Annotated in this window: 20 protein-coding genes; 14 read left to right on the forward strand and 6 right to left on the reverse strand. The window is 46.6% G+C overall.

The window, feature by feature from the left end:
• Window positions 1-30 precede the first annotated feature (30 nt).
• The 8 genes from araP to ACQVGS_RS06830 all read left to right on the forward strand — a co-directional run bounded on the left by araP (window position 31) and on the right by ACQVGS_RS06830 (window position 7579).
• On the forward strand, window positions 31-972 hold the full coding sequence (gene araP, locus ACQVGS_RS06795) for an arabinooligosaccharides ABC transporter permease AraP (protein ID WP_010335239.1): 942 nt from the start codon (window positions 31-33) through the stop codon (window positions 970-972).
• Window positions 973-1818, forward strand: a complete 846-nt coding sequence (araQ, locus tag ACQVGS_RS06800) for an arabinooligosaccharides ABC transporter permease AraQ (protein WP_044153972.1) — start codon at window positions 973-975, stop codon at window positions 1816-1818. It begins immediately after the preceding gene.
• An 18-nt stretch (window positions 1819-1836) separates the two neighbouring features.
• The gene (gene abfA, locus ACQVGS_RS06805) at window positions 1837-3339 is read left to right on the forward strand and encodes an alpha-L-arabinofuranosidase AbfA (protein WP_127696668.1); all 1503 of its coding nucleotides are present in this window, start codon (window positions 1837-1839) and stop codon (window positions 3337-3339) included.
• Window positions 3340-3489: 150 nt separating this feature from the next.
• Window positions 3490-3816, forward strand: a complete 327-nt coding sequence (locus ACQVGS_RS06810; RefSeq protein ID WP_024122421.1) for a PadR family transcriptional regulator — start codon at window positions 3490-3492, stop codon at window positions 3814-3816.
• Entirely contained in the window at window positions 3813-4367 is a 555-nt protein-coding gene (locus tag ACQVGS_RS06815) for an HAAS signaling domain-containing protein (RefSeq protein WP_099043322.1), read from the forward strand. Before ACQVGS_RS06810 ends, ACQVGS_RS06815 begins: the two co-directional genes overlap by 4 nt.
• Complete coding sequence (locus ACQVGS_RS06820) at window positions 4364-5254, forward strand: DUF4097 family beta strand repeat-containing protein (protein ID WP_127696669.1); 891 nt, start codon at window positions 4364-4366, stop codon at window positions 5252-5254. The genes ACQVGS_RS06815 and ACQVGS_RS06820 overlap by 4 nt, the downstream gene beginning before the upstream one ends.
• Window positions 5255-5365: 111 nt before the next feature.
• Window positions 5366-7162 (forward strand): carbon starvation protein CstA, encoded by a 1797-nt coding sequence (cstA, locus tag ACQVGS_RS06825; RefSeq protein WP_106020227.1) that lies wholly within the window; start codon window positions 5366-5368, stop codon window positions 7160-7162.
• A 33-nt stretch (window positions 7163-7195) separates the two neighbouring features.
• A complete protein-coding gene (locus ACQVGS_RS06830; RefSeq protein WP_044153993.1) occupies window positions 7196-7579 on the forward strand; it encodes a VOC family protein in 384 nt (127 codons plus the stop codon).
• Between the two features lie 37 nt (window positions 7580-7616).
• Here ACQVGS_RS06830 and ACQVGS_RS06835 read toward each other — a convergent pair whose 3' ends face one another.
• The 4 genes from ACQVGS_RS06835 to sspI form a co-directional block, all read right to left on the reverse strand.
• Window positions 7617-8951, reverse strand: a complete 1335-nt coding sequence (locus ACQVGS_RS06835; protein WP_127696670.1) for a (Fe-S)-binding protein — start codon at window positions 8949-8951, stop codon at window positions 7617-7619.
• A complete protein-coding gene (gene glcD / locus ACQVGS_RS06840; protein WP_106022180.1) occupies window positions 8948-10360 on the reverse strand; it encodes a glycolate oxidase subunit GlcD in 1413 nt (470 codons plus the stop codon). The genes ACQVGS_RS06835 and glcD overlap by 4 nt, the downstream gene beginning before the upstream one ends.
• Window positions 10361-10463: 103 nt before the next feature.
• Complete coding sequence (locus tag ACQVGS_RS06845) at window positions 10464-11570, reverse strand: CdaR family transcriptional regulator (RefSeq protein ID WP_400153437.1); 1107 nt, start codon at window positions 11568-11570, stop codon at window positions 10464-10466.
• 69 nt (window positions 11571-11639) lie between these two features.
• Window positions 11640-11855, reverse strand: coding sequence for a small acid-soluble spore protein SspI (gene sspI / locus ACQVGS_RS06850; RefSeq protein ID WP_010335228.1), 216 nt, complete (start codon window positions 11853-11855; stop codon window positions 11640-11642).
• 120 nt (window positions 11856-11975) lie between these two features.
• Between sspI and ACQVGS_RS06855 the strand changes: the two genes are divergently transcribed.
• Window positions 11976-12722, forward strand: coding sequence for a TrmH family RNA methyltransferase (locus tag ACQVGS_RS06855; RefSeq protein ID WP_263463212.1), 747 nt, complete (start codon window positions 11976-11978; stop codon window positions 12720-12722).
• Between the two features lie 24 nt (window positions 12723-12746).
• Here the strand turns inward: ACQVGS_RS06855 and ACQVGS_RS06860 are convergent, their stop codons facing one another.
• A complete protein-coding gene (locus ACQVGS_RS06860; RefSeq protein WP_081638352.1) occupies window positions 12747-12995 on the reverse strand; it encodes a hypothetical protein in 249 nt (82 codons plus the stop codon).
• A gap of 83 nt (window positions 12996-13078) precedes the next feature.
• On the opposite strand from ACQVGS_RS06860, the gene pheS reads away from it, so the two are divergent.
• Both pheS and pheT read left to right on the forward strand, forming a co-directional pair.
• A complete protein-coding gene (pheS, locus tag ACQVGS_RS06865; protein ID WP_059335559.1) occupies window positions 13079-14113 on the forward strand; it encodes a phenylalanine--tRNA ligase subunit alpha in 1035 nt (344 codons plus the stop codon).
• Between the two features lie 15 nt (window positions 14114-14128).
• Window positions 14129-16543, forward strand: coding sequence for a phenylalanine--tRNA ligase subunit beta (pheT, locus tag ACQVGS_RS06870; protein ID WP_106022182.1), 2415 nt, complete (start codon window positions 14129-14131; stop codon window positions 16541-16543).
• A gap of 35 nt (window positions 16544-16578) precedes the next feature.
• Here the strand turns inward: pheT and rnhC are convergent, their stop codons facing one another.
• Entirely contained in the window at window positions 16579-17520 is a 942-nt protein-coding gene (gene rnhC / locus ACQVGS_RS06875) for a ribonuclease HIII (RefSeq protein WP_095714259.1), read from the reverse strand.
• A gap of 133 nt (window positions 17521-17653) precedes the next feature.
• Here rnhC and zapA point away from each other — a divergent pair, with 133 nt between their 5' ends.
• From zapA to polX, 3 genes are all read left to right on the forward strand, one after another.
• Window positions 17654-17911 carry a cell division protein ZapA gene (gene zapA, locus ACQVGS_RS06880; RefSeq protein ID WP_024122410.1) on the forward strand — a complete coding sequence of 86 codons (258 nt, stop codon included), beginning with the start codon at window positions 17654-17656 and terminating at the stop codon, window positions 17909-17911.
• Window positions 17912-17917: 6 nt separating this feature from the next.
• A complete protein-coding gene (locus tag ACQVGS_RS06885; protein WP_024122409.1) occupies window positions 17918-18451 on the forward strand; it encodes a CvpA family protein in 534 nt (177 codons plus the stop codon).
• A 72-nt stretch (window positions 18452-18523) separates the two neighbouring features.
• Window positions 18524-20236 carry a DNA polymerase/3'-5' exonuclease PolX gene (gene polX / locus ACQVGS_RS06890; RefSeq protein ID WP_400153438.1) on the forward strand — a complete coding sequence of 571 codons (1713 nt, stop codon included), beginning with the start codon at window positions 18524-18526 and terminating at the stop codon, window positions 20234-20236.
• Window positions 20237-20250: the final 14 nt, after the last annotated feature.

Raw genomic sequence — 20250 nt, forward strand, 5'->3', positions numbered from 1 at the left:
CATTCAAAAAGTGAAAGCGGGGAGGTTCTCATGAAACCTGTGAAAACGGGAACGGCTCATCCCGTTCCTTCGGCTGCGAAAGAATCAGGCTGGCGAGGTATTTTTTATTCGAAAAAAGCGGCGCCTTATCTGTTTACAGCGCCATTTGTTTTATCCTTTCTTGTTTTTTTTCTATACCCCATCATTAGTGTCTTCATCATGAGCTTTCAAAGAATATTGCCTGGAGAGGTGACGTTTGTCGGGTTATCCAATTACACCGCTCTTAACAACCCGACGTTTTATACCGCCCTTTTTAATACGCTGGAATATACGTTTTGGACGCTGATTGTGCTGATTCCAGTTCCATTGCTGTTAGCCATATTCTTGAATTCGAAACTGGTCAAATTCAGAAACATTTTCAAATCAGCGTTATTTATACCTGCACTGACTTCTACCATTGTGGCTGGAATCATTTTCCGGCTGATTTTTGGAGAGATGGAAACATCTTTAGCCAATTCGATTTTATTGAAACTCGGCTTTTCACCGCAGAACTGGATGAACAATGAACATACCGGCATGTTTTTGATGGTGCTGCTTGCTTCGTGGAGATGGATGGGAATTAACATCCTTTACTTTTTGGCCGGACTGCAAAATGTGCCGAAAGAGCTGTACGAAGCCGCTGATATTGACGGAGCAAATACGATGAAAAAATTTATGCACATTACGCTGCCGTTTCTGAAGCCTGTATCCGTCTACGTTTTAACCATCAGCATCATTGGAGGGTTCAGGATGTTTGAGGAAAGCTACGTCCTTTGGCAAAATAATTCCCCGGGTAATATCGGCCTGACGCTTGTCGGATATTTGTATCAGCAGGGCCTTGCTTACAATGAAATGGGATACGGGGCGGCCATCGGCATTGTCCTTTTGATTGTCATACTTGTTGTCAGCCTGATTTCATTAAAACTGTCAGGCTCGTTTAAGGGGGAGGGGTAAATGTTGCAGCACAGTCCTCAGTTTCGGGTGTACAGAATCGCGCTTACTTTATTTTTTATCATGCTGAGCCTGTTGTATATTTTCCCGATTTTCTGTCTGCTTTTAGGATCATTAAAGCCGTCATCTGAGCTTTTGCGGGTGGGGCTGAATGTTGACATTGATCCAAAAGTGATGAGTCTTGATAACTATACATTTTTGTTTAACGGCGGCAGCATTTATTTTAAATGGTTTTTTAACAGCCTTGTGCTCGGTCTATTAACGACAGTGCTTACTCTGTTTTTCTCGTCGATGATCGGATACGGGCTAGCGGTTTATGAATTTAAAGGCAGAAATATCATCTTTGTTCTTGTGCTGATTATTATGATGGTTCCGCTGGAAGTGATGATGCTCCCGTTGTTTAAGCTTACAGTCGGACTGCATTTGATCGATTCGTATACGGGTGTCATTTTGCCGTTTATCGTTTCGCCGGTAGCTGTTTTCTTTTTCCGGCAATATGCACTCGGCCTTCCGAAAGATCTGCTGGATTCAGCAAGGATGGACGGATGTACGGAATTTGGCATTTTTTTCAGAATTATGGCGCCTCTGATGAAACCGGCATTCGGAGCGATGATTATTCTCCAGTCTTTAAACAGCTGGAACAACTTCTTATGGCCCTTGATTGTGCTTCGGTCGAAAGAAATGTTTACGCTTCCAATCGGGCTGTCCAGCTTGCTTAGCCCTTACGGAAACAACTATGACATGCTCATATCCGGCTCAGTATTTGCCATTTTGCCGGTGATTATCATTTTCTTGTTTTTCCAAAAGTACTTTATCTCCGGCCTGACAGTAGGCGGAGTCAAAGGATAATGAAGGAGGAAACGTATAATGAAAAAAGCGAGAGTGATTGTGGACAAAGAATATAAAATTGGTGAAGTCGACAAACGGATTTACGGGTCGTTCATCGAGCATATGGGGCGTGCTGTATACGAAGGCATATATGAACCTGATCATCCTCAGGCTGATGAAAACGGGTTTCGCAAGGATGTCCAGGCGTTAATCAAGGAATTGCAGGTTCCGATCATCCGCTATCCGGGCGGAAACTTTTTATCAGGGTATAATTGGGAGGACGGCGTCGGACCTGTTGAGAACCGCCCGAGACGCCTTGACTTGGCATGGCAAACGACAGAAACCAATGAAGTGGGAACGAATGAATTTTTAACTTGGGCAAAAAAGGTGAACACAGAAGTCAATATGGCTGTTAACCTCGGCACGAGAGGGATAGATGCTGCCCGCAATCTCGTAGAATACTGCAACCATCCGAAAGGCTCTTACTGGAGTGATTTGAGAAGATCGCATGGCTATGAGCAGCCGTACGGCATCAAAACGTGGTGCCTGGGTAACGAAATGGATGGCCCGTGGCAGATCGGCCACAAAACAGCTGACGAATACGGACGGCTTGCCGCGGAGACGGCAAAGGTCATGAAATGGGTTGACCCATCAATTGAACTTGTTGCCTGCGGCAGCTCAAACAGCGGCATGCCGACCTTTATCGATTGGGAAGCAAAGGTGCTGGAGCATACGTACGAGCATGTCGACTATATTTCTCTCCATACGTATTACGGAAACCGGGATAACAATCTGCCAAACTATCTGGCTCGTTCAATGGATCTCGATCATTTTATTAAATCTGTTGCTGCAACCTGTGACTATGTAAAAGCAAAAACACGCAGCAAGAAAACAATCAATCTCTCTCTGGACGAATGGAATGTATGGTATCACTCAAATGAAGCTGATAAAAAAGTAGAACCGTGGATTACTGCGCGGCCTATTTTAGAAGATATTTATAACTTTGAAGATGCCTTATTGGTGGGCTCATTGCTCATTACGATGCTGCAGCACGCAGACCGTGTGAAAATCGCGTGTCTTGCACAGCTTGTAAATGTCATCGCGCCAATCATGACGGAAAAAGGCGGAGAAGCATGGAGACAGCCGATTTTTTATCCGTACATGCATGCTTCTGTCTACGGCCGAGGAGAGTCGCTGCAACCGCTTATTTCTTCACCGAAGTATGACTGCGCTGATTTTACTGATGTGCCGTATGTTGATGCCGCTGTTGTGTACTCCGAAGAGGAAGAAACACTGACGATTTTTGCGGTAAACAAAGCTGAGGATCAGATGGAGACGGAGATTTCGCTCAGAGGCTTTGAATCGTATCAAATCGCAGAGCACATCGTACTTGAGCATCAGGACATCAAAGCGACAAACCAGCATAACAGAAAAAATGTCGTCCCGCATTCCAACGGAACATCGTCTGTCAGCGAAAACGGCTTAACTGCACATTTCACGCCGCTTTCATGGAATGTGATCCGTCTGCAAAAACAATCATAATAGCAACATGAGCCGGAGATCTGTCTCCGGTTTTTTATTTTTTCTTAGTAAATATGATTCAGTACCTTGTAATGTTCAGTAGTGGATGTTACCATGTGAGGGATGGTGGAAAATATAAACAAAATTACGGGCCGCAGGGAGGATTTGATCATGAATGCTCAATTTAAAAAGGGAGCATTAGAGTTATGTGTGCTTGTATGTATTGCTGAAAAAGACCAATACGGATATGAGCTGTCTCAAAACATTTCCCGGTATATGGCTATTGCTGAAGGCACCTTATATCCTCTTCTAAGAAGACTGACGAAAGAGGAGTATTTAGAAACATATATGGCTCCGTCTTCTGAAGGGCCTGCCAGAAAATATTACACGTTGTCAAAGCTTGGTGTCATGCGAATGAAATTGCTGCTGGCAGAATGGGATCAGTTCACAGCATCCGTCAACCAAATCATTGATGCGGCAAGGGGAGGAGAACGATGAACCAAGAACAGTTTTTACAGGAGTTAAGCAAAGCGTTAAAGCCGCTTTCTGAAGAAGAGCGGAATGAGATCTTATTTGATTTTGAGGAACATATTACCGAAGGGATGAAAGAAGGCAGGCCGGAAGCGAACATTATCAGGGAACTCGGCTCCCCAAAACAAATTGCAAAGGAATTGGTGCCAGATGTGACGGAAACTGCTCCAGCAGTGCAGCGCCCTAAGAAGAACCTCTTCCAGATGGCATGTTCAGCAGCAGCGATAAGCATCTTGAATTTGATTTTTGTGCTGGGACCAGCTATTGGCATTTTTGGAGTGTACGTAGGTTTCTGCGGGGCAGCGCTTGCACTCTCTGTATCACCAATTATGTTTGTCGGCATGGTGATGTTTCAAATGAATACGCACATGATGCTGGAGTTCTTTTTATCACTCATGTTTGGCAGTCTGGGACTGCTATCTTGTATAGGGCTGTGGCATATAGGAAAGCTGCTGTATAGCGTGAGTTTACGATATATCAGATATAATTTAAAGCTGGTGACGGGGGCGCAGACATGAAAAAAATCATAATAGGATTGATCGCAGTATTTGCAGTCGGGGTAATCGGAGCTGTCATCTCTGCAGCTGCCTCGGATTTTACAAATGAAGAGGTGAAAGCTGCCGAAACTTATGATCCTGCAGATATTAAAAAAATTGAGGTAGCAACGAGCTCGATGAATGCAGAGGTCAAAAGCGGGCAAACGGATGATATTCAGGTAGCTGCTGAAGGACAAGTCAGTGATAAAAGCAAAAAGCTGTTCGATGTGACCCAAGATGGCAAATCATTAACAATCAATCAAATAGCACGCGAGAATATCATCTCTTTTATACCGTGGGGCAGCGAAAAGGATATGAAAATCACAATCACGATTCCGAAAAAGAAGTATGATGAGATAACCGTAACGACAACCTCTGGCGATATTCTGATAGAAAATGCGCAAACGGATCAATCAGCTGCTGACTCTACATCAGGAAATATTGAGCTGAAGCATACACGCATCGAAAACGAGCTGACGCTAAAAACAACGAGCGGAGATGTTCAAGCTGATCAAAATTCATTCGGCCAAGGTGAGGTAAAGACAACAAGCGGATCAATAAAAAGCAGCCACACAACAGCTGAAAAGGTGAACTATAAGACAACTTCCGGGGATATTGATCTTCTTCAGGATCATCAGAACGAAGAGGTCGACATCGTCACTACGAGCGGAAGTGTGTCAGTAGGGTATCAGAAAGAACCTGCATCTTTGGCAGTGGATTTTCAGGCTGACTCAGGTGATGCTGCGGTCAATCTCGACCACATCCTGTATAAAGAAAAGACAGAGCACCGTGTTGTAGGTTATGTAGGTAATAGCCCCTCTAACCATTTAAAAGTTCGTACAACCTCTGGAGACATTGAACTAAACTAACTGCCTCAAGCCGGCCCACTCCAGCCGGCTTTTTTGAATAGGAAAAAATGACCGCTTTTTGCTTTGAAATTATGATATATTTATGAAAAACAGCAAAGGGGTTGGGGAGAAATGAATGCGGTTACAATTGTGATAACGTCAATGTGTATATTGGCTATCGCCTATCGTTTATACGGAACATTTATGATGGTGAAGGTTCTCAAAGTGAATGATGAAAAGCCAACGCCTGCACATGCGCTTGAGGATGGAAAAGACTATGTGCCTACGAATAAATGGGTCTCATTCGGTCATCATTTCGCGGCCATTGCGGCGGCCGGGCCGCTGGTCGGACCGATTCTCGCGGCGCAGTTCGGTTATTTGCCGGGATTATTATGGCTGTTAATCGGGGCGGTGATAGGGGGAGCCGTCCATGATATTGTTGTGCTGTTCGCGTCAATGCGTCAAAACGGAAAGTCGCTGTCGGAAGTGGCGAAGGATGAGCTTGGTCCTGTTGCCGGCTTTTGTACGGGACTGTCCATGCTGTTTATTATTACCATTACGATGGCAGGCCTGTCGATGGTTGTGCTGCACGCGCTTGAACGGAATCCGTGGGGGACATTTGCTGTAGGGATTACGATTCCGATTGCGATGGGTGTCGGCTTGTTTTATAAGAAAACAGGGAATTTAAAGCTGGCGTCTTCTATCGGTTTTCTATTTTTAATGGCCGGAGTGTTTATCGGCCCTTGGGTGCAGACTACCGCATTTGGTGATCTGTTAACCCTTGATACGAAAACGCTTGCAATCGCGTTGCCGATTTACGCTTTTTTTGCAGCGGCACTGCCGGTCTGGCTGCTGCTCGCACCGCGCGATTATTTAAGCAGTTTTATGAAAATCGGTGTGTTTATCGCTTTAATTGCGGGTGTGTTTGTCGTGAATCCGTCCATTCCATTTCCGGCTTTTACGGAGTTTATAAAAGGCGGCGGGCCTGTGCTTGCGGGTCCTGTCTGGCCATTCATCTCGATTACGATAGCCTGCGGCGCGATCTCGGGGTTCCATGCCTTTGTCGGTTCCGGCACCACGCCGAAAATGCTTAATAAATGGAGTGATATGAAGCCGGTTGCTTTCGGTGCAATGCTTGTTGAGTGCCTTGTCGGCATTATGGCGCTGATTGCGGCGACTGCTTTGCAGCCTGCAGATTACTTTGCGATCAACAGCACGCCTGAGGTTTTCCGTACGCTCGGCATGGATGTTGTGCATTTGCCTGAACTGAGCAGGGAAATCGGTTTGGACTTAGAAGGCAGAACAGGGGGAGCCGTCACGCTTGCGGTAGGAATGACTTATATTTTTACCGGAATTCCGTTTTTCAGCCATCTGGCCTCATACTTTTTCCAATTTGTCATTATGTTTGAAGCGGTGTTTATTTTAACGGCGATCGACGCCGGCACGCGTGTGGCACGCTATTTGATTCAGGACTTCTTCGGAGAGGCGTATAAGCCGCTGAAGAAAACGGACTGGATTCCCGGATCTGTATTTGCCAGTGCGCTTGCCTGCTTTATGTGGGGCTATTTGCTTTACTCAGGTGATATCGGATCCATTTGGGCGCTGTTTGGCGTTTCCAATCAGCTGATGGCTTCAGTGGGTCTGATTATCGGAGCAACCATTGTGCTGAAAATCGCCGACAAACGCCGTTACATCCTCACCTGCCTCATTCCGCTCGCCTATTTATATGTGACTGTGAATTACGCGGGCTATTGGATGGTGCGCTATGTGTATCTCAATCCAGACGCTGCGGGTTACAGTGTCCTGAATGGCGTTTTGTCTATCATCATGCTGCTGTTAGGCTTCATCATTATCGTGGCGGCAGTGAAAAAATGGGCGCAGATGTGGAGAGATCCCAGCTTAAGAATGGAAGCCTCTATACCGGGATAAAAGGAAAAATGGAAACCTTAAGGAGGAAAAGAAATGAATTTATCAATGAAGTATATCATCCTGTATGTATCGGACAGCCAGCGCTCGATTCATTTTTATCAGCATATTTTGGGGCTGCCGATCCGCGCGGAACACGGCACATATGTAGAGTTTGATACCGGCTCCACCATTTTGGCGCTCAATACACGAGAAAGTGTCAAGGAAATGACGCCGTTAGATATACCGGAAACACCCGTTTCTTCACAAACATTTGAAATCGGGTTTGTCACTGAAAGTGTAGAAGCGGTCATCAAAAAAGTAAGAGAACACGGCATAACCATTATCGGGGAGCCTAAAGTGAAGCCATGGGGACAGACGGTCGCTTATATCGCCGATCCTGATGGACATTATATTGAAATTTGCAGTCCGATGGAATAAAGCACAAAGCCCAAAACAGAAATTGTTTTGGGCTTTCTTATGATGTTAGCGATCCGGCGGCTTCCAATAGCAAATCAGCAAGGTGAACAGCTCGGACCCTGCCGTTTAACCCCTCTCGTTCAATGCCGAGCTTCATCTGCAAAAGACATCCTGGATTGGCGGTTACAATGACCGCTGCTTCAGTTGCTTTGACAGCAGCCATTTTACTGTCCAGTATTTTCATTGACATGTCTGCTTCAACAATATTGTAAATTCCCGCTGATCCGCAGCAGCTGTCCGCTTTATCCATTTCTTTGAATTCAGCTCCCTTGATGCTTTGAAGAAGCTTTCTGGGCTCCGAAGATGTATGCATTACATTTCTCAGGTGGCATGAATCTTGATAGGTAATCAGCTTAGGTGTTTCAAGCTCCAAGTCTTTTTGGTGAAAATCAAGCTCAATCAAAACCGATGAAAAATCTTTTAGCTTCTGCACAAATGAAACAGCCCGCTCCGACCACTCGGGATCATCCTTCAGCAAATGGCCGTATTCAGTGAGAAAGGCTCCGCATCCGCCCGCGTTTGTAATGACAGCATCTACGTCTAGCGCTTCAAACGCGGCGATGTTTTGTTTCGCAAGCTCTTTTCCCGCATTTTTTTCGCCGCTGTGTCCATGCAGTGCGCCGCAGCATGCCTGCTCAGGCGGGATGACAATTTCACAGCCTGCCAGCTGCAGCAGTTTCAGCGTGGCATTGTTTGTCGGCAAAAACATCGTATCCATTAAACAGCCTGAAAAAAAAGCAACCCTTTTTTTAGCTGGGCCGACCGCCGGCAGTAAACGCGGCCGATGCTTCATTTCTTCACGTTTAGGCACATCCGGAAGAACGGCTTCCATCGTGCGCAAATGCTCAGGCAGAATGCGGAGCATGCCGGTTTTTCGCACAGCCGTCTGCAGCCCTGACCGCTGGTACAACCCAATGAGACTCACAGCCGAACGCATGCGGTTTTGATGCGGAAAGAGCTCCTGAAAAGCCGCTTTTCTCATAACACGCGCGCTGAGCGAGTGTTTTTTATTTTGGTGGATAATATCTCTTGCTTCCTCCAGCAGCTGTCCGTATTTAACGCCTGATGGGCATACCGGTTCACACGCGCGGCAGCCGAGGCAAAGAGACAGTGAACGCTCGACATCTTCATCCGGTTCAATCACACCGTCGGCGACTGCTTTCATTAAGGCGATTCGCCCGCGCGGCGAGTGAGATTCCTGAAAACCGGATTCGATATAGGTTGGGCAAGAAGGCAGACAGAAACCGCAGCGCATACAATTCAAAAGTTCGCTTTCATCCATACGCTCTTTAAACTCATGTTGGATCTGTTTCATTTCTTTTTCTGTTGTCATCTTTCCGTCACCACACGTTTTCTGGCATCTTTCGCAAACACTTTGCCCGGGTTTAAGATATTTTTTGGATCAAATGCCGCTTTCATTGCTTTCATTGCGGCGATGCCTTCTTTTTTCAGCTTCATTTCCAAGTAAGGCGCTTTCATGGCACCGACTCCGTGCTCCCCGGTAATCGTGCCGCCAAGCTCAATCGCTTTTTCAAAAATCTCGGCAAAAGCCTGCTCGACTCGCTCCATTTCATCCTTATTTCTTATGTCTGTCGTGCATGTCGGATGAAGGTTTCCATCCCCGGCATGGCCAAAGGTGCAGATCGAAATATCGTATTTCGCGGCAATGTCATTAATGGCTTTTACCATATTCGCGATTTCTGAACGCGGTACAGTCGCATCCTCCAAAATGGTGGTCGGCTTTAAACGGGCAAGTGCAGAAAGCGCTGAACGCCGGGCTTCAGTGAGGGCGAATGCTTCCTCATCTGTTTGTGCAGTTTGAACGGAGACGGCAGCGCCTTTTTTGCAAATTGCCTCAATTTTTTCCATGTCACGAGCCACGGTCTCAGCTGTCCCGTCCTGTTCGATCAAAAGAACCGCTTTCGCATTTGTCGGAAGGCCGATCTTGGCATAATCCTCAATCACCAAAAGGGTAGGCTGATCGAGAAATTCAAGCGTAGCCGGTATAATTTTTTCGGCAATAATGGCTGACACTGTTTGAGCAGCGGCATCAATATTTTCATAAAGGGCGAGCAGCGTCTTCTTTGTTTCTGGCTTCGGCACGAGTTTCAGAATCGCTTCTGTCACAATGCCGAGTGTCCCTTCTGAGCCGACAAAAAGGCGCGTGAGATCATACCCGGCTACATCCTTTGCAAGTTTTCCCCCAGTGCGGATCATATCTCCGTTTGCCAAAACAACCTCCAGCCCGATGACGTAGTCACGGGTGACGCCGTATTTTAAGCCGCGGAGACCGCCGGAATTTTCGTTGATGTTTCCTCCGATGGTTGATATTTTCATAGAACTCGGATCAGGCGGATAGAACAACCCCTTGCTTTCAACCGCACGAATTATATCCAAGGTAATAACGCCAGGCTGGACTGTGGCCGTCAAATTTTCTTCATCAATCTCAAGAATCTGATTCATATGCTTAAAGAGAAGAACAAGCCCGCCTTCAGTAGGGCACGTGCCCCCGCACAGGTTTGTCCCCGATCCTCTCGGAACAATCGGTACACGGTGCTCACTGCAAATGTTTAAAATACGTGATACTTCATGTGCATCTCTCGGCGCAATCACTGCATCCGGCATAGACTGAAATTGCGGTGTCGCGTCATATGAATACACGAGACGGCCGGCTTTCGAGTCATCGTAGTTTTCCGGTCCGACGATTTGGATCAGCTGTTCTTTTACATCTTTGGTGATCATGTTCACCCATCCCCCTATCAAAAAACGCTTTCAATCTATTGTAAAAGAAAAAAAGCAAAGCTTTCCATGTAGGGACATACAAAAAATGAAACTGAAACTCTCTCTATTTTGTATCTTGACCTAAAAAGTAAAGCGCGACATACATCGTGACGATGTCCTCTGTACGCTGAAAACTTAAACCCGTCAGCTGTTCAGCCTTTGACAGGCGATAGCGGAGCGTATTGATATGAATATGCATCTCTTCAGCCGTTTTTTTCAGGGACAAATCGTAATGGAAGAGAGTTCGTATCGTATTCATAAGCTCTTCGTTCCGGAGCGCTTCCTGAAACACTCTTTGCGGAAATTCATGTCGGGTACCCGGGCTGATCTCAGTCAGGCACATATCAAGCTTCAGGTCTTCCTCGCATACGGCGGTTTTGCGTTTAAGGCTGACGGCCAGTGCTTTTTCTGCCTGTTCGTATGACTGCGGCAGGCCGGAGCCGCTGACAGCCCTCCCAACGCCGGCAGCTGCACGGCTGTTTCCGAGGCGTTCAGCCAATGAACAAATAAGCTGAATTTGCCGCAAAAGCGGCTCCTTTTGTTCATGCTTCGGCACTTCGTGATTAATCAGAATACGTTCATTTCCCCATCTGATGAATAGATCGGATGGAAACACTGATTTCCAGGCGCGTGTCATTTGATCAATATCGCCGGGTGACCATTCGTGCCCTTGAATGAGGATCATCTGGCGGAGGGAGGTAAGGTCAACGCCAAGAAGCTGCGCTTTTTCGAGAAAACCCGGAGACCATTCTTTTAATTGCAGCCAGTCGATCATAAAGGATTCCAGCATTCTCTCGCGCCACTGGGTCTGCTCCAGATGCCACGATTCTTTAATGAACAGCTCTGTCATTTTCCTGAGCAGCTCCCCGTACGGCTGAATCTCAGCAGGTTCTCCCGTCAGTCCGAACACGGCGATGACATCACGCTCAGAAAATACGGGGAGGTTTAACCCCGCCTTTACCCCTTTGAGTCTCTTTTCATCTTCTTTTGTAATGATCACATTGCGTTTCTCTTTCGCGCAGATGAGCGCTCCTTCATGAAATAGCCCGACTCGCTCATCATTTGTGCTTGCGATAATGAGGCCGTCTGTGCTGACAATAATGACTTCACGTTCGTACATTTTTTTCACTTCGGCAATGATTTTTTTCGCTAACAGCGGTTGTAAAAACATGGCGGCGATCCCCCTCATGTTTTTATTATATAAGAAAAAAACCGGGCGCTGTCACCCGGTTTTGATGTGCTATTGGGCAGGTTTTAATCCGCCTTCCAGCGTCTTTAACATTTCTTGTTTCTCACTCTCAGATGCGTGCTGCCAAATGACTTCAAACAAAACGCCGAGTCCCGGAAGCATTTTTTCTTCACCGCTTTGAATCGCGTCCACAATTGTGTGTTCAAGCTGCTCCTGATCATTGCCGGTTACATTGGCAATGACGGCATGACGTAAATTAAGATCCATATGAAGCGCTCCTTTTTTCTAAAAATGTAATACGTATATTCTAACCCTGCACCCGGTTTATTATGTGCTGTTCTTGCGATATAATAACATCATGTTAAAAAAAGGAGAGCCACACAGACAGTGAAACAAATAGAATCGGCAAAAAACCAAAAAGTGAAGGATTGGAAAAAACTTCACACAAAAAAAGACCGAACAAAAACGAATACCTATTTGATTGAAGGAGAACATCTTGTTGAAGAAGCCTTAAAGAGCCCGGGCGCGGTGAAAGAAATTCTTGTCAAGGATGAAGCGGACATCCCGCCGAATCTTGATATGGGCATCCAGTGCTACGTGCTGAGCGAAGACGCGTTTTCAGCTGTTACAGAAACGGAAACACCGCAGCGGATCGCCGCTGTTTGCAATATGCCGGAAGAACATCTCGCGCCGCCTAAACGTGTGCTGCTGATTGACGCTGTTCAAGATCCGGGGAATCTCGGCACGATGATTCGCACGGCGGACGCAGCCGGTTTGGATGCGGTTGTGCTCGGTGACGGCACGGCGGATGCGTTTAACGGAAAAACGCTGCGATCCGCGCAAGGCTCCCATTTTCACATTCCTGTTGTGAGAAGAAATTTACAATCATACGTGGATGAATTAAAAGCAGAGGGCGTAAAAGTGTACGGCACAGCACTGCAAAACGGGGCGCCTTACCAGGACATCTCACCATCCGGTTCATTTGCTTTAATCGTCGGAAATGAAGGGGCAGGGGTGGATACCGGATTGCTGGAAAAAACAGATTTAAACCTGTACGTCCCGCTGTACGGGCAGGCTGAATCACTGAACGTTGCAATTGCGGCGGCTATCCTGATGTACCACTTGCGAGGATAGTGTTGCGCCGAGCGGAGTATTTCACTATAATAGAACATAATATTTGAAAAACCGTGACAGAGGATCTCGATTTCTGATCAACTGCCTTCCAGGGAGAAAATGCCGCAGACTGAGAGCATTTTTAAAGCAGCCGGAAATTGGTTTCACCTCTCGAGTTGTCACCGGGACCGCGCACCTTGCGCGTAAAGGTGAACCGGAATCTGATTCCGTTATGTCAATGAAGCTGACGACAGCATCAGTCTGTCTGAAATAAGGGTGGTACCGCGGCCACAACTCGTCCCTTGTCCTATAAGGGGCGGGTTTTTTTGTTTTTTAGAGACATATAACGGTTTGTTTACATAAAAGGAGGATGCAAAATGGAAGAAAAGCTAAAACAGCTGGAACAAGAAGCTTTAGATCAAGTAGAAGCGGCAAGCTCATTGAAGGTTGTCAATGATATTCGGGTTCAATATCTCGGAAAAAAAGGGCCGATCACAGAAGTGCTGCGCGGAATGGGCAAGCTTTCTGCGGAGGAGCGTCCGAAAATGGGCGCTCTTGCCAATGAGGTAAGAGAACGAATCGCCAATGCGATTGCAGCTAAAAACGAAAAGCTTGAGGAAGAAGAAATGAAACAGAAGCTTGCGGGACAGACAATTGACGTCACACTCCCGGGTAATCCTGTCGCAATCGGCGGACGCCATCCGCTCACTGTTGTCATTGAAGAAATTGAAGATCTATTTATCGGCATGGGCTATACCGTTGAAGAAGGCCCTGAGGTCGAGACGGACTACTACAACTTCGAAGCGCTCAACCTGCCGAAAGAACACCCTGCCCGCGATATGCAGGACAGCTTTTACATCACAGAGGAAATGCTGATGAGAACGCAAACCTCTCCTGTTCAGACGCGGACGATGGAAAAGCACAAAGGCAAAGGGCCTGTTAAAATCATTTGTCCCGGAAAAGTATACCGCCGCGATAATGATGACGCGACGCACTCTCACCAATTTATGCAGATTGAAGGGCTTGTTGTTGATAAAAACATCAGCATGAGTGATTTAAAAGGAACCCTTGAACTGGTTGCGAAAAAAATGTTCGGGCAAGACCGTGAAATCAGACTTCGCCCAAGCTTCTTCCCGTTTACCGAGCCTTCAGTAGAAGTAGACGTAACGTGCTTTAAGTGCGGAGGAAACGGCTGCTCTGTATGTAAAGGAACAGGCTGGATTGAAATCCTCGGCGCCGGCATGGTTCACCCGAATGTGCTGGAAATGGCCGGTTTTGATCCGAAGGAATATCAGGGCTTTGCGTTCGGAATGGGTGTTGAGCGCATCGCGATGCTGAAATACGGCATCGATGATATCCGCCACTTCTATACAAACGATGTCAGATTTATTTCGCAGTTTAAACAGGCGTAAGAGGAGGATGCTAGAATGTTTGTTTCTTATAAATGGTTAGAGGATTATGTTGATTTAAAAGGCATGGATCCGGCTGTTCTTGCTGAGAAAATAACAAGAGCCGGTATTGAAGTTGAAGGAATTGAGTATAAAGGAGAAGGCATTAAAGGCGTTGTCATCGGCCATGTGCTGGAGCGCGAACAGCATCCAAACGCCGATAAGCTGAATAAGTGCCTTGTAGATATCGGAGCTGAGGCACCCGTACAAATCATTTGCGGCGCGCCAAACGTGGATAAAGGGCAAAAAGTTGCAGTCGCTACAGTCGGGGCGGTGCTGCCGGGCAATTTCAAAATCAAAAAAGCCAAGCTTCGCGGTGAAGAATCAAACGGCATGATTTGTTCTTTACAAGAGCTCGGTATTGAGAGCAAGCTTGTGGCGAAGGAATATGCGGAAGGCATTTTCGTTTTCCCAAATGATGTTGAAGCAGGAAGTGATGCGTTAGCTGCTTTACAGCTTGACGATGCTGTCTTAGAGCTCGGTTTAACACCGAACCGCGCCGATGCGATGAACATGCTTGGTGTTGCTTATGAGGTTGCAGCGATTTTAGACACAGAGGTAAAGCTTCCGCAAACGGATTACCCAGTCGCTTCAGAACAAGCGTCAGACTACATTTCTGTCAAAGTTGAAGACCAGGAAGCAAATCCGCTGTATGCAGCAAAAATCATTAAAAACGTAAAAATTGCTCCGTCACCGCTTTGGATGCAGACGAAACTGATGAATGCAGGCATTCGACCGCATAACAACGTCGTGGATATCACAAACTTTGTTTTATTGGAGTACGGACAGCCGCTTCACGCGTTTGATTATGACAGATTTGGCTCTAAGGAAGTCGTAGTCAGAAAAGCTGTTGAAAATGAAACAATCTTAACACTCGACGATCAGGAACGAAAACTGTCTGCTGATCACCTTGTCATTACAAACGGGTCGAAAGCACAAGCCGTTGCTGGTGTTATGGGAGGAGCAGAATCAGAAGTTCGGGAAGACACAACAACGATTTTGCTTGAAGCTGCGTTCTTCAACGGGCAGACGGTTCGCAAGGCTTCAAAAGATCTTGGTTTGAGAAGTGAATCGAGTGCAAGATTCGAAAAAGGCATTGATCCTGCGCGTGTTCGTCTTGCGGCAGAACGAGCGGCACAGCTGATCCACCTGTATGCCGGCGGTGAAGTGCTTGCCGGAACTGTTGAAGAAGACCATCTCACAATCGAAGCGAATAACGTTCATGTATCGGCTGACAAGGTGAACAGCGTTCTCGGCATGACGATCAGCAAAGAAGAACTGATCAGCATTTATAAGCGTCTTGGCTTTACTGTCGGAGAAGCAAATGACTTGCTCGTTGTGACTGTTCCGTCACGCCGCGGTGACATTCGCATCGAAGAGGATTTGATTGAAGAAGCAGCAAGATTGTACGGCTACGACAACATTCCGTCCACACTTCCTGAAACAGCGGGAACAACAGGCGGATTGACGCCTTACCAGGCAAAACGCCGTAAAGTCAGACGTTTCCTTGAAGGAGCCGGCTTGTCACAAGCGATTACCTACTCATTAACAAACGAGAAAAAAGCGGCGGCATTTGCGATTGAAAAATCATTTAACACTGTCCTTGCGCTTCCGATGAGTGAAGAAAGAAGCATTCTCAGACACAGCCTTGTTCCGAATCTGCTTGAATCCGTTTCTTACAACCTGGCAAGACAAACTGATTCGGTTGCATTGTACGAAGTCGGTTCCGTTTTCCTGACGAAGGAAGAGGATACAAAACCTGTTGAAACGGAGCGCGTGGCAGGAGCGGTAACCGGTTTATGGCGCAAGCATCTGTGGCAGGGCGAGAAAAAACCGGTCGATTTCTTTGTCGCAAAAGGAATTGTTGAAGGGCTGTTAGATAAACTGAACGTCCTGGGCAGCATTGAATTTGTGCAATCAGAAAGAAAACAGCTGCACCCGGGCAGAACTGCGAACATTCTTTTAAACGGCTCTCTTATCGGCTTTATTGGCCAAGTCCATCCTTCACTGGAAAAAGAACTGGATATTAAAGAAACGTACGTGTTCGAACTTGATCTTCACACGCTGCTTACAGCAGACACGGCGCCGCTCGTGTACACGGCGATTCCGAAATATCCGTCTGTGACACGTGATATCGCGCTTGTGACAGATAAATCAGTGACAAGCGGCCAGCTCGAGAGCGTCATTAAAGAGGCGGGCGGCAAGCTTCTGAAAGAAGTAACCGTCTTTGACGTCTACGAAGGCGAACATATGGAGGAAGGCAAAAAGTCAGTCGCTTTTTCACTCCAATATGTAAATCCGGAGCAAACGCTGACTGAAGAAGAAGTGACAAAAGCGCACGACAAAGTCCTGAAAGCGTTGGAAAACACTTATCAGGCCGTATTGAGAGGCTAATAAAAAAGCTTGCAGAGAACATCTGCAAGCTTTTTCTATGAACGTTTTTTATCCGCCAGGCGCTGCGCTTTCTGCGTATTGGCAAAATGGAGTTTTGTAAAGGTTCGGAGAGCGGATAACCCTTTTTTGAGAATCAGTTTGGCGGCCGCTTCATCTACATGAGGGCCGGCCCCTTTCGGCAGTGTCATTCCCGCCTCGCGCGAAAGCTTATCCATTTCCATTAAAAAGGAATATCTCGCAATAATCGATGCAGCAGCCACTGACAGGTGAATGCCTTCGGCTTTTGTGCTGAAATAGGTGCGCTCCTGTACAATGTCTCTTCCCTTTAAATGGTTGTAGTAGACGCCGGGCTCGGCGAATTGGTCGATCAGAATCGCCTCAGGTTTTACTCCGTCCATTTTTCGCAAAAGATGGGTTATGGCCTGATTATGCAAGAGAGCTTTCATTTTTCCCTGACTCATGCCTCGTTCCTGCATGCTGTTGTACTTTTCGTTTTTTAAAACGAGCAGGCTGTACGGAATGGTTTTGATCAGGCTTCGGGCGATCTCAATGATTTGCGGGTCCTTTAGGTGTTTAGAATCCTTCACACCGAGTTCCTTCATTAAAGAAAGCTTTGTTTTGTCAACGTATGCGCAGACAACCGTCATTGGGCCAAAGTAATCTCCGGTTCCAACCTCATCAGAGCCGATGACAGACATGCCTGCGATGTCTGTTGGAGGGGCGTAGCGTGAATCAGCCGGCTTTTTTGCCGTTTTTTTCTTTTCCTGCGGCTCAGCAGTTCCCCAGCGGGCAGATTCTGCCTCTGCGTTTTTGCCCTGAAACAATACCTTCCCTGACTTATAAGCTGTAATGGTACAGCCTGCCGGTTTTGCCTGGAAAATGGCACCCTGCGGCACAGATGCAGTAAGTGAACTGTTATACGCTGTTTTCATTTGGTCAATAGCAGACATTGGTACTTTTATCACAGAATGGGACACGTAATAATCTCCTTTTTTTACACGATTCACTGTATCTACCAGTGTATCATAACAGCGGGAGGCTCGTCTTTCCATTCATTTAATAAACGTGTTATGATAGGAACTAGGATTCTCACGGAATGGAGGAGAAACGTTGTCTGACGGCAAAAAAACGAAAACAACCGTTGACATTTACGGCCAGCACTTCACTATGATCGGTGAAGAAAGCAGAGCCCATATGAGATATGTGGCCGGAATTGTTGATGATAAAATGAGAGAAATTAATCAAAAAAATCCATATCTTGATATAAATAAACTTGCAGTGCTGACAGCGGTAAATGTGGTGCATGACTATGTGAAATTAAAAGAGCAATATGAAAAACTGGAGCGTCAGCTTAAAGAAAAGGATTGAACAACTATGCTAGATATCATCATCTTAATCTTGCTCCTGATGGGGACTTTACTGGGATTAAAACGCGGTTTTATCCTCCAGTTTATCCGCTTGACGAGCTTTATTCTTTCGATCGCGTTTGCGTCTTTATTCTATAAAAATGTCGCACCGCATTTGAAGTGGATTCCCGCGCCCGATTTTTCAGCGGGACAGCCGGCGTTTTCTTTTTTCTCGGGAAATTTGGAAGCAGCCTACTATAATGCGATTGCGTTTGTCGTTCTATTTATTATCGCTAAAATCTTACTGAGAATCATCGGCTCATTCCTAAGTATTGTAGCGGGCATTCCTGTGATTAAACAAATCAACCAAATGCTCGGTGCCGTTCTCGGTTTTCTGGAAGTCTATTTATTTACATTTGTGCTGCTGTATGTTGCTTCCGTACTTCCGATAGACGGCTTACAGCAAATGATGGGGCAATCGTCTCTCGCAAATGTCATGATCAACCATACACCGTATTTGTCAGGGCTTTTACAGGAGCTTTGGACGCAATACGGAGGATAAAAAACTTCTCTTGTCCGGAGAAGTTTTTTTCAAGTATGATGGAAACATATGTGAACGTCTGGGGGTTATTCTATGCATAAAAAAGATATTATCCGGCTGCTGGAAACCATTGCAGTCTACATGGAACTGAAAGGGGACAACCCGTTTAAAGTTTCCGCATTCCGAAAAGCAGCGGCAGCCTTGGAACAGGACGACCGCAGTTTATCAGAAATGGACGACATGATGTCACTGTCCGGTATCGGAAAAGGCACGTACAGCGTCATAAAAGAATATATAGATGAAGGAAAGTCAAGTACGCTCGAATCACTGCAGCAGGAGGTGCCGGAAGGGCTGGTGCCTTTATTGAAGCTGCCGGGGCTCGGCGGCAAAAAAATCGCAAAGCTGTATAAAGAGCTCGGCGTACATGATGCAGAATCATTGAAGGAAGCCTGCGAACAGCAGAAAGTCCAAGGGCTTGCGGGATTCGGCAAGAAATCAGAAGAAAAAATATTGCAGGCGCTCGGGGAAGCCGGAAAACAGCCTGAACGTTTTCCGATTGGCTATGCGCTCCGGGTCGCGCGGGAAATTGAAGAGCATCTTTCTCGATTGACAGATATCATCAAATATTCCCGTGCCGGAAGTCTCCGAAGAGCACGCGAAACCGTCAAAGATCTGGATTATATTATTGCGACGGATCATCCCGCTGAAGTAAGAGAGCAGCTGCTTGCGCTGCCAAACATCAAAAGCGTCATTGCCAGCGGAGACACGAAGGTATCCGTCATTCTTTCCTTTGAATATGAAACCAGTGTCGATTTCCGTCTCGTGACGGAAGAACAATTCCCGACAACTCTTCATCATTTTACGGGATCGAAGGACCACAATATCAAAATGCGGCAAATTGCAAAAGAACGCGGTGAACGGATCAGTGAGTACGGCGTCGAGACGGTTGAAACAGGAGAAATCAAAACCTTCCCGAGTGAACGGGAATTTTACGCACACTTCGGCTTGCCGCTGATCCCGCCGGAACTCCGTGAAAGCGGGCAAGAGGTGGAAACCTACAACGACAGAATTGAACTCATAGAGCACGATCAAATCAAAGGCGACCTTCACATGCACTCCACATGGAGCGATGGCGCCTTTTCGATCAGGGAAATGGTTGAAGCATGCATGAAAAAAGGCTATCAGTACATGGCCATCACTGATCACTCGCAATATTTAAAGGTCGCCAACGGGCTGACTGCTGAAAGGCTCAAGCAGCAGGCGAAAGAAATTGACGCGCTGAATGCTGAGTTTGAGAGCTTCCGTATTTTTAAAGGCGTTGAGATGGATATTCTTCCTGACGGCACACTTGATTATGATGACGATGTGCTGGCGGAAATGGATCTGGTCATTGCATCCATCCATTCAAGCTTTAATCAGCCGGAGCACGTCATTATGAAGCGGCTTGAGACGGCACTGACCAACAAGCATGTTGACATTATCGCCCATCCGACCGGACGCCTCATCGGCAGACGTGCCGGTTACGAAATCGATATCGACAAACTGATTGAGCTCGCGAAGAAAACAAATACGGCGCTTGAACTCAACTCTAACCCTGCGCGTCTCGACCTGCGGACAGAGCATTTAATCAAAGCAAATGAACAAGGGGTTACATTGGTCATTAATACCGATGCCCATAACATCGAGATGTTAAACGATATGAAAACCGGCGTCACTGCCGCGCGCAAAGGCTGGACGGAAACGAAAAACGTCCTGAATGCCCGGTCGCTTGAAGACGTACAGGCATTCCTGAAGCGCAACGATTAAGTAAGGAGGCTCAC

The organism is Bacillus sp. SD127, from assembly GCF_058566445.1.

Excerpts from the sequence above, each read along its gene's own strand:
- araP (WP_010335239.1), top strand. The coding sequence starts at position 31 with ATGAAACCTGTGAAAACGGGAACGGCTCATCCCGTTCCTTCGGCTGCG.
- araQ (WP_044153972.1), top strand. The coding sequence starts at position 973 with ATGTTGCAGCACAGTCCTCAGTTTCGGGTGTACAGAATCGCGCTTACT.
- abfA (WP_127696668.1), top strand. The coding sequence starts at position 1,837 with ATGAAAAAAGCGAGAGTGATTGTGGACAAAGAATATAAAATTGGTGAA.
- ACQVGS_RS06810 (WP_024122421.1), top strand. The coding sequence starts at position 3,490 with ATGAATGCTCAATTTAAAAAGGGAGCATTAGAGTTATGTGTGCTTGTA.
- ACQVGS_RS06815 (WP_099043322.1), top strand. The coding sequence starts at position 3,813 with ATGAACCAAGAACAGTTTTTACAGGAGTTAAGCAAAGCGTTAAAGCCG.
- ACQVGS_RS06820 (WP_127696669.1), top strand. The coding sequence starts at position 4,364 with ATGAAAAAAATCATAATAGGATTGATCGCAGTATTTGCAGTCGGGGTA.
- cstA (WP_106020227.1), top strand. The coding sequence starts at position 5,366 with ATGAATGCGGTTACAATTGTGATAACGTCAATGTGTATATTGGCTATC.
- ACQVGS_RS06830 (WP_044153993.1), top strand. The coding sequence starts at position 7,196 with ATGAATTTATCAATGAAGTATATCATCCTGTATGTATCGGACAGCCAG.
- ACQVGS_RS06835 (WP_127696670.1), bottom strand. The coding sequence starts at position 8,951 with ATGACAACAGAAAAAGAAATGAAACAGATCCAACATGAGTTTAAAGAG.
- glcD (WP_106022180.1), bottom strand. The coding sequence starts at position 10,360 with ATGATCACCAAAGATGTAAAAGAACAGCTGATCCAAATCGTCGGACCG.
- ACQVGS_RS06845 (WP_400153437.1), bottom strand. The coding sequence starts at position 11,570 with ATGTTTTTACAACCGCTGTTAGCGAAAAAAATCATTGCCGAAGTGAAA.
- sspI (WP_010335228.1), bottom strand. The coding sequence starts at position 11,855 with ATGGATCTTAATTTACGTCATGCCGTCATTGCCAATGTAACCGGCAAT.
- pheS (WP_059335559.1), top strand. The coding sequence starts at position 13,079 with ATGGAAGAAAAGCTAAAACAGCTGGAACAAGAAGCTTTAGATCAAGTA.
- pheT (WP_106022182.1), top strand. The coding sequence starts at position 14,129 with ATGTTTGTTTCTTATAAATGGTTAGAGGATTATGTTGATTTAAAAGGC.
- ACQVGS_RS06885 (WP_024122409.1), top strand. The coding sequence starts at position 17,918 with ATGCTAGATATCATCATCTTAATCTTGCTCCTGATGGGGACTTTACTG.
- polX (WP_400153438.1), top strand. The coding sequence starts at position 18,524 with ATGCATAAAAAAGATATTATCCGGCTGCTGGAAACCATTGCAGTCTAC.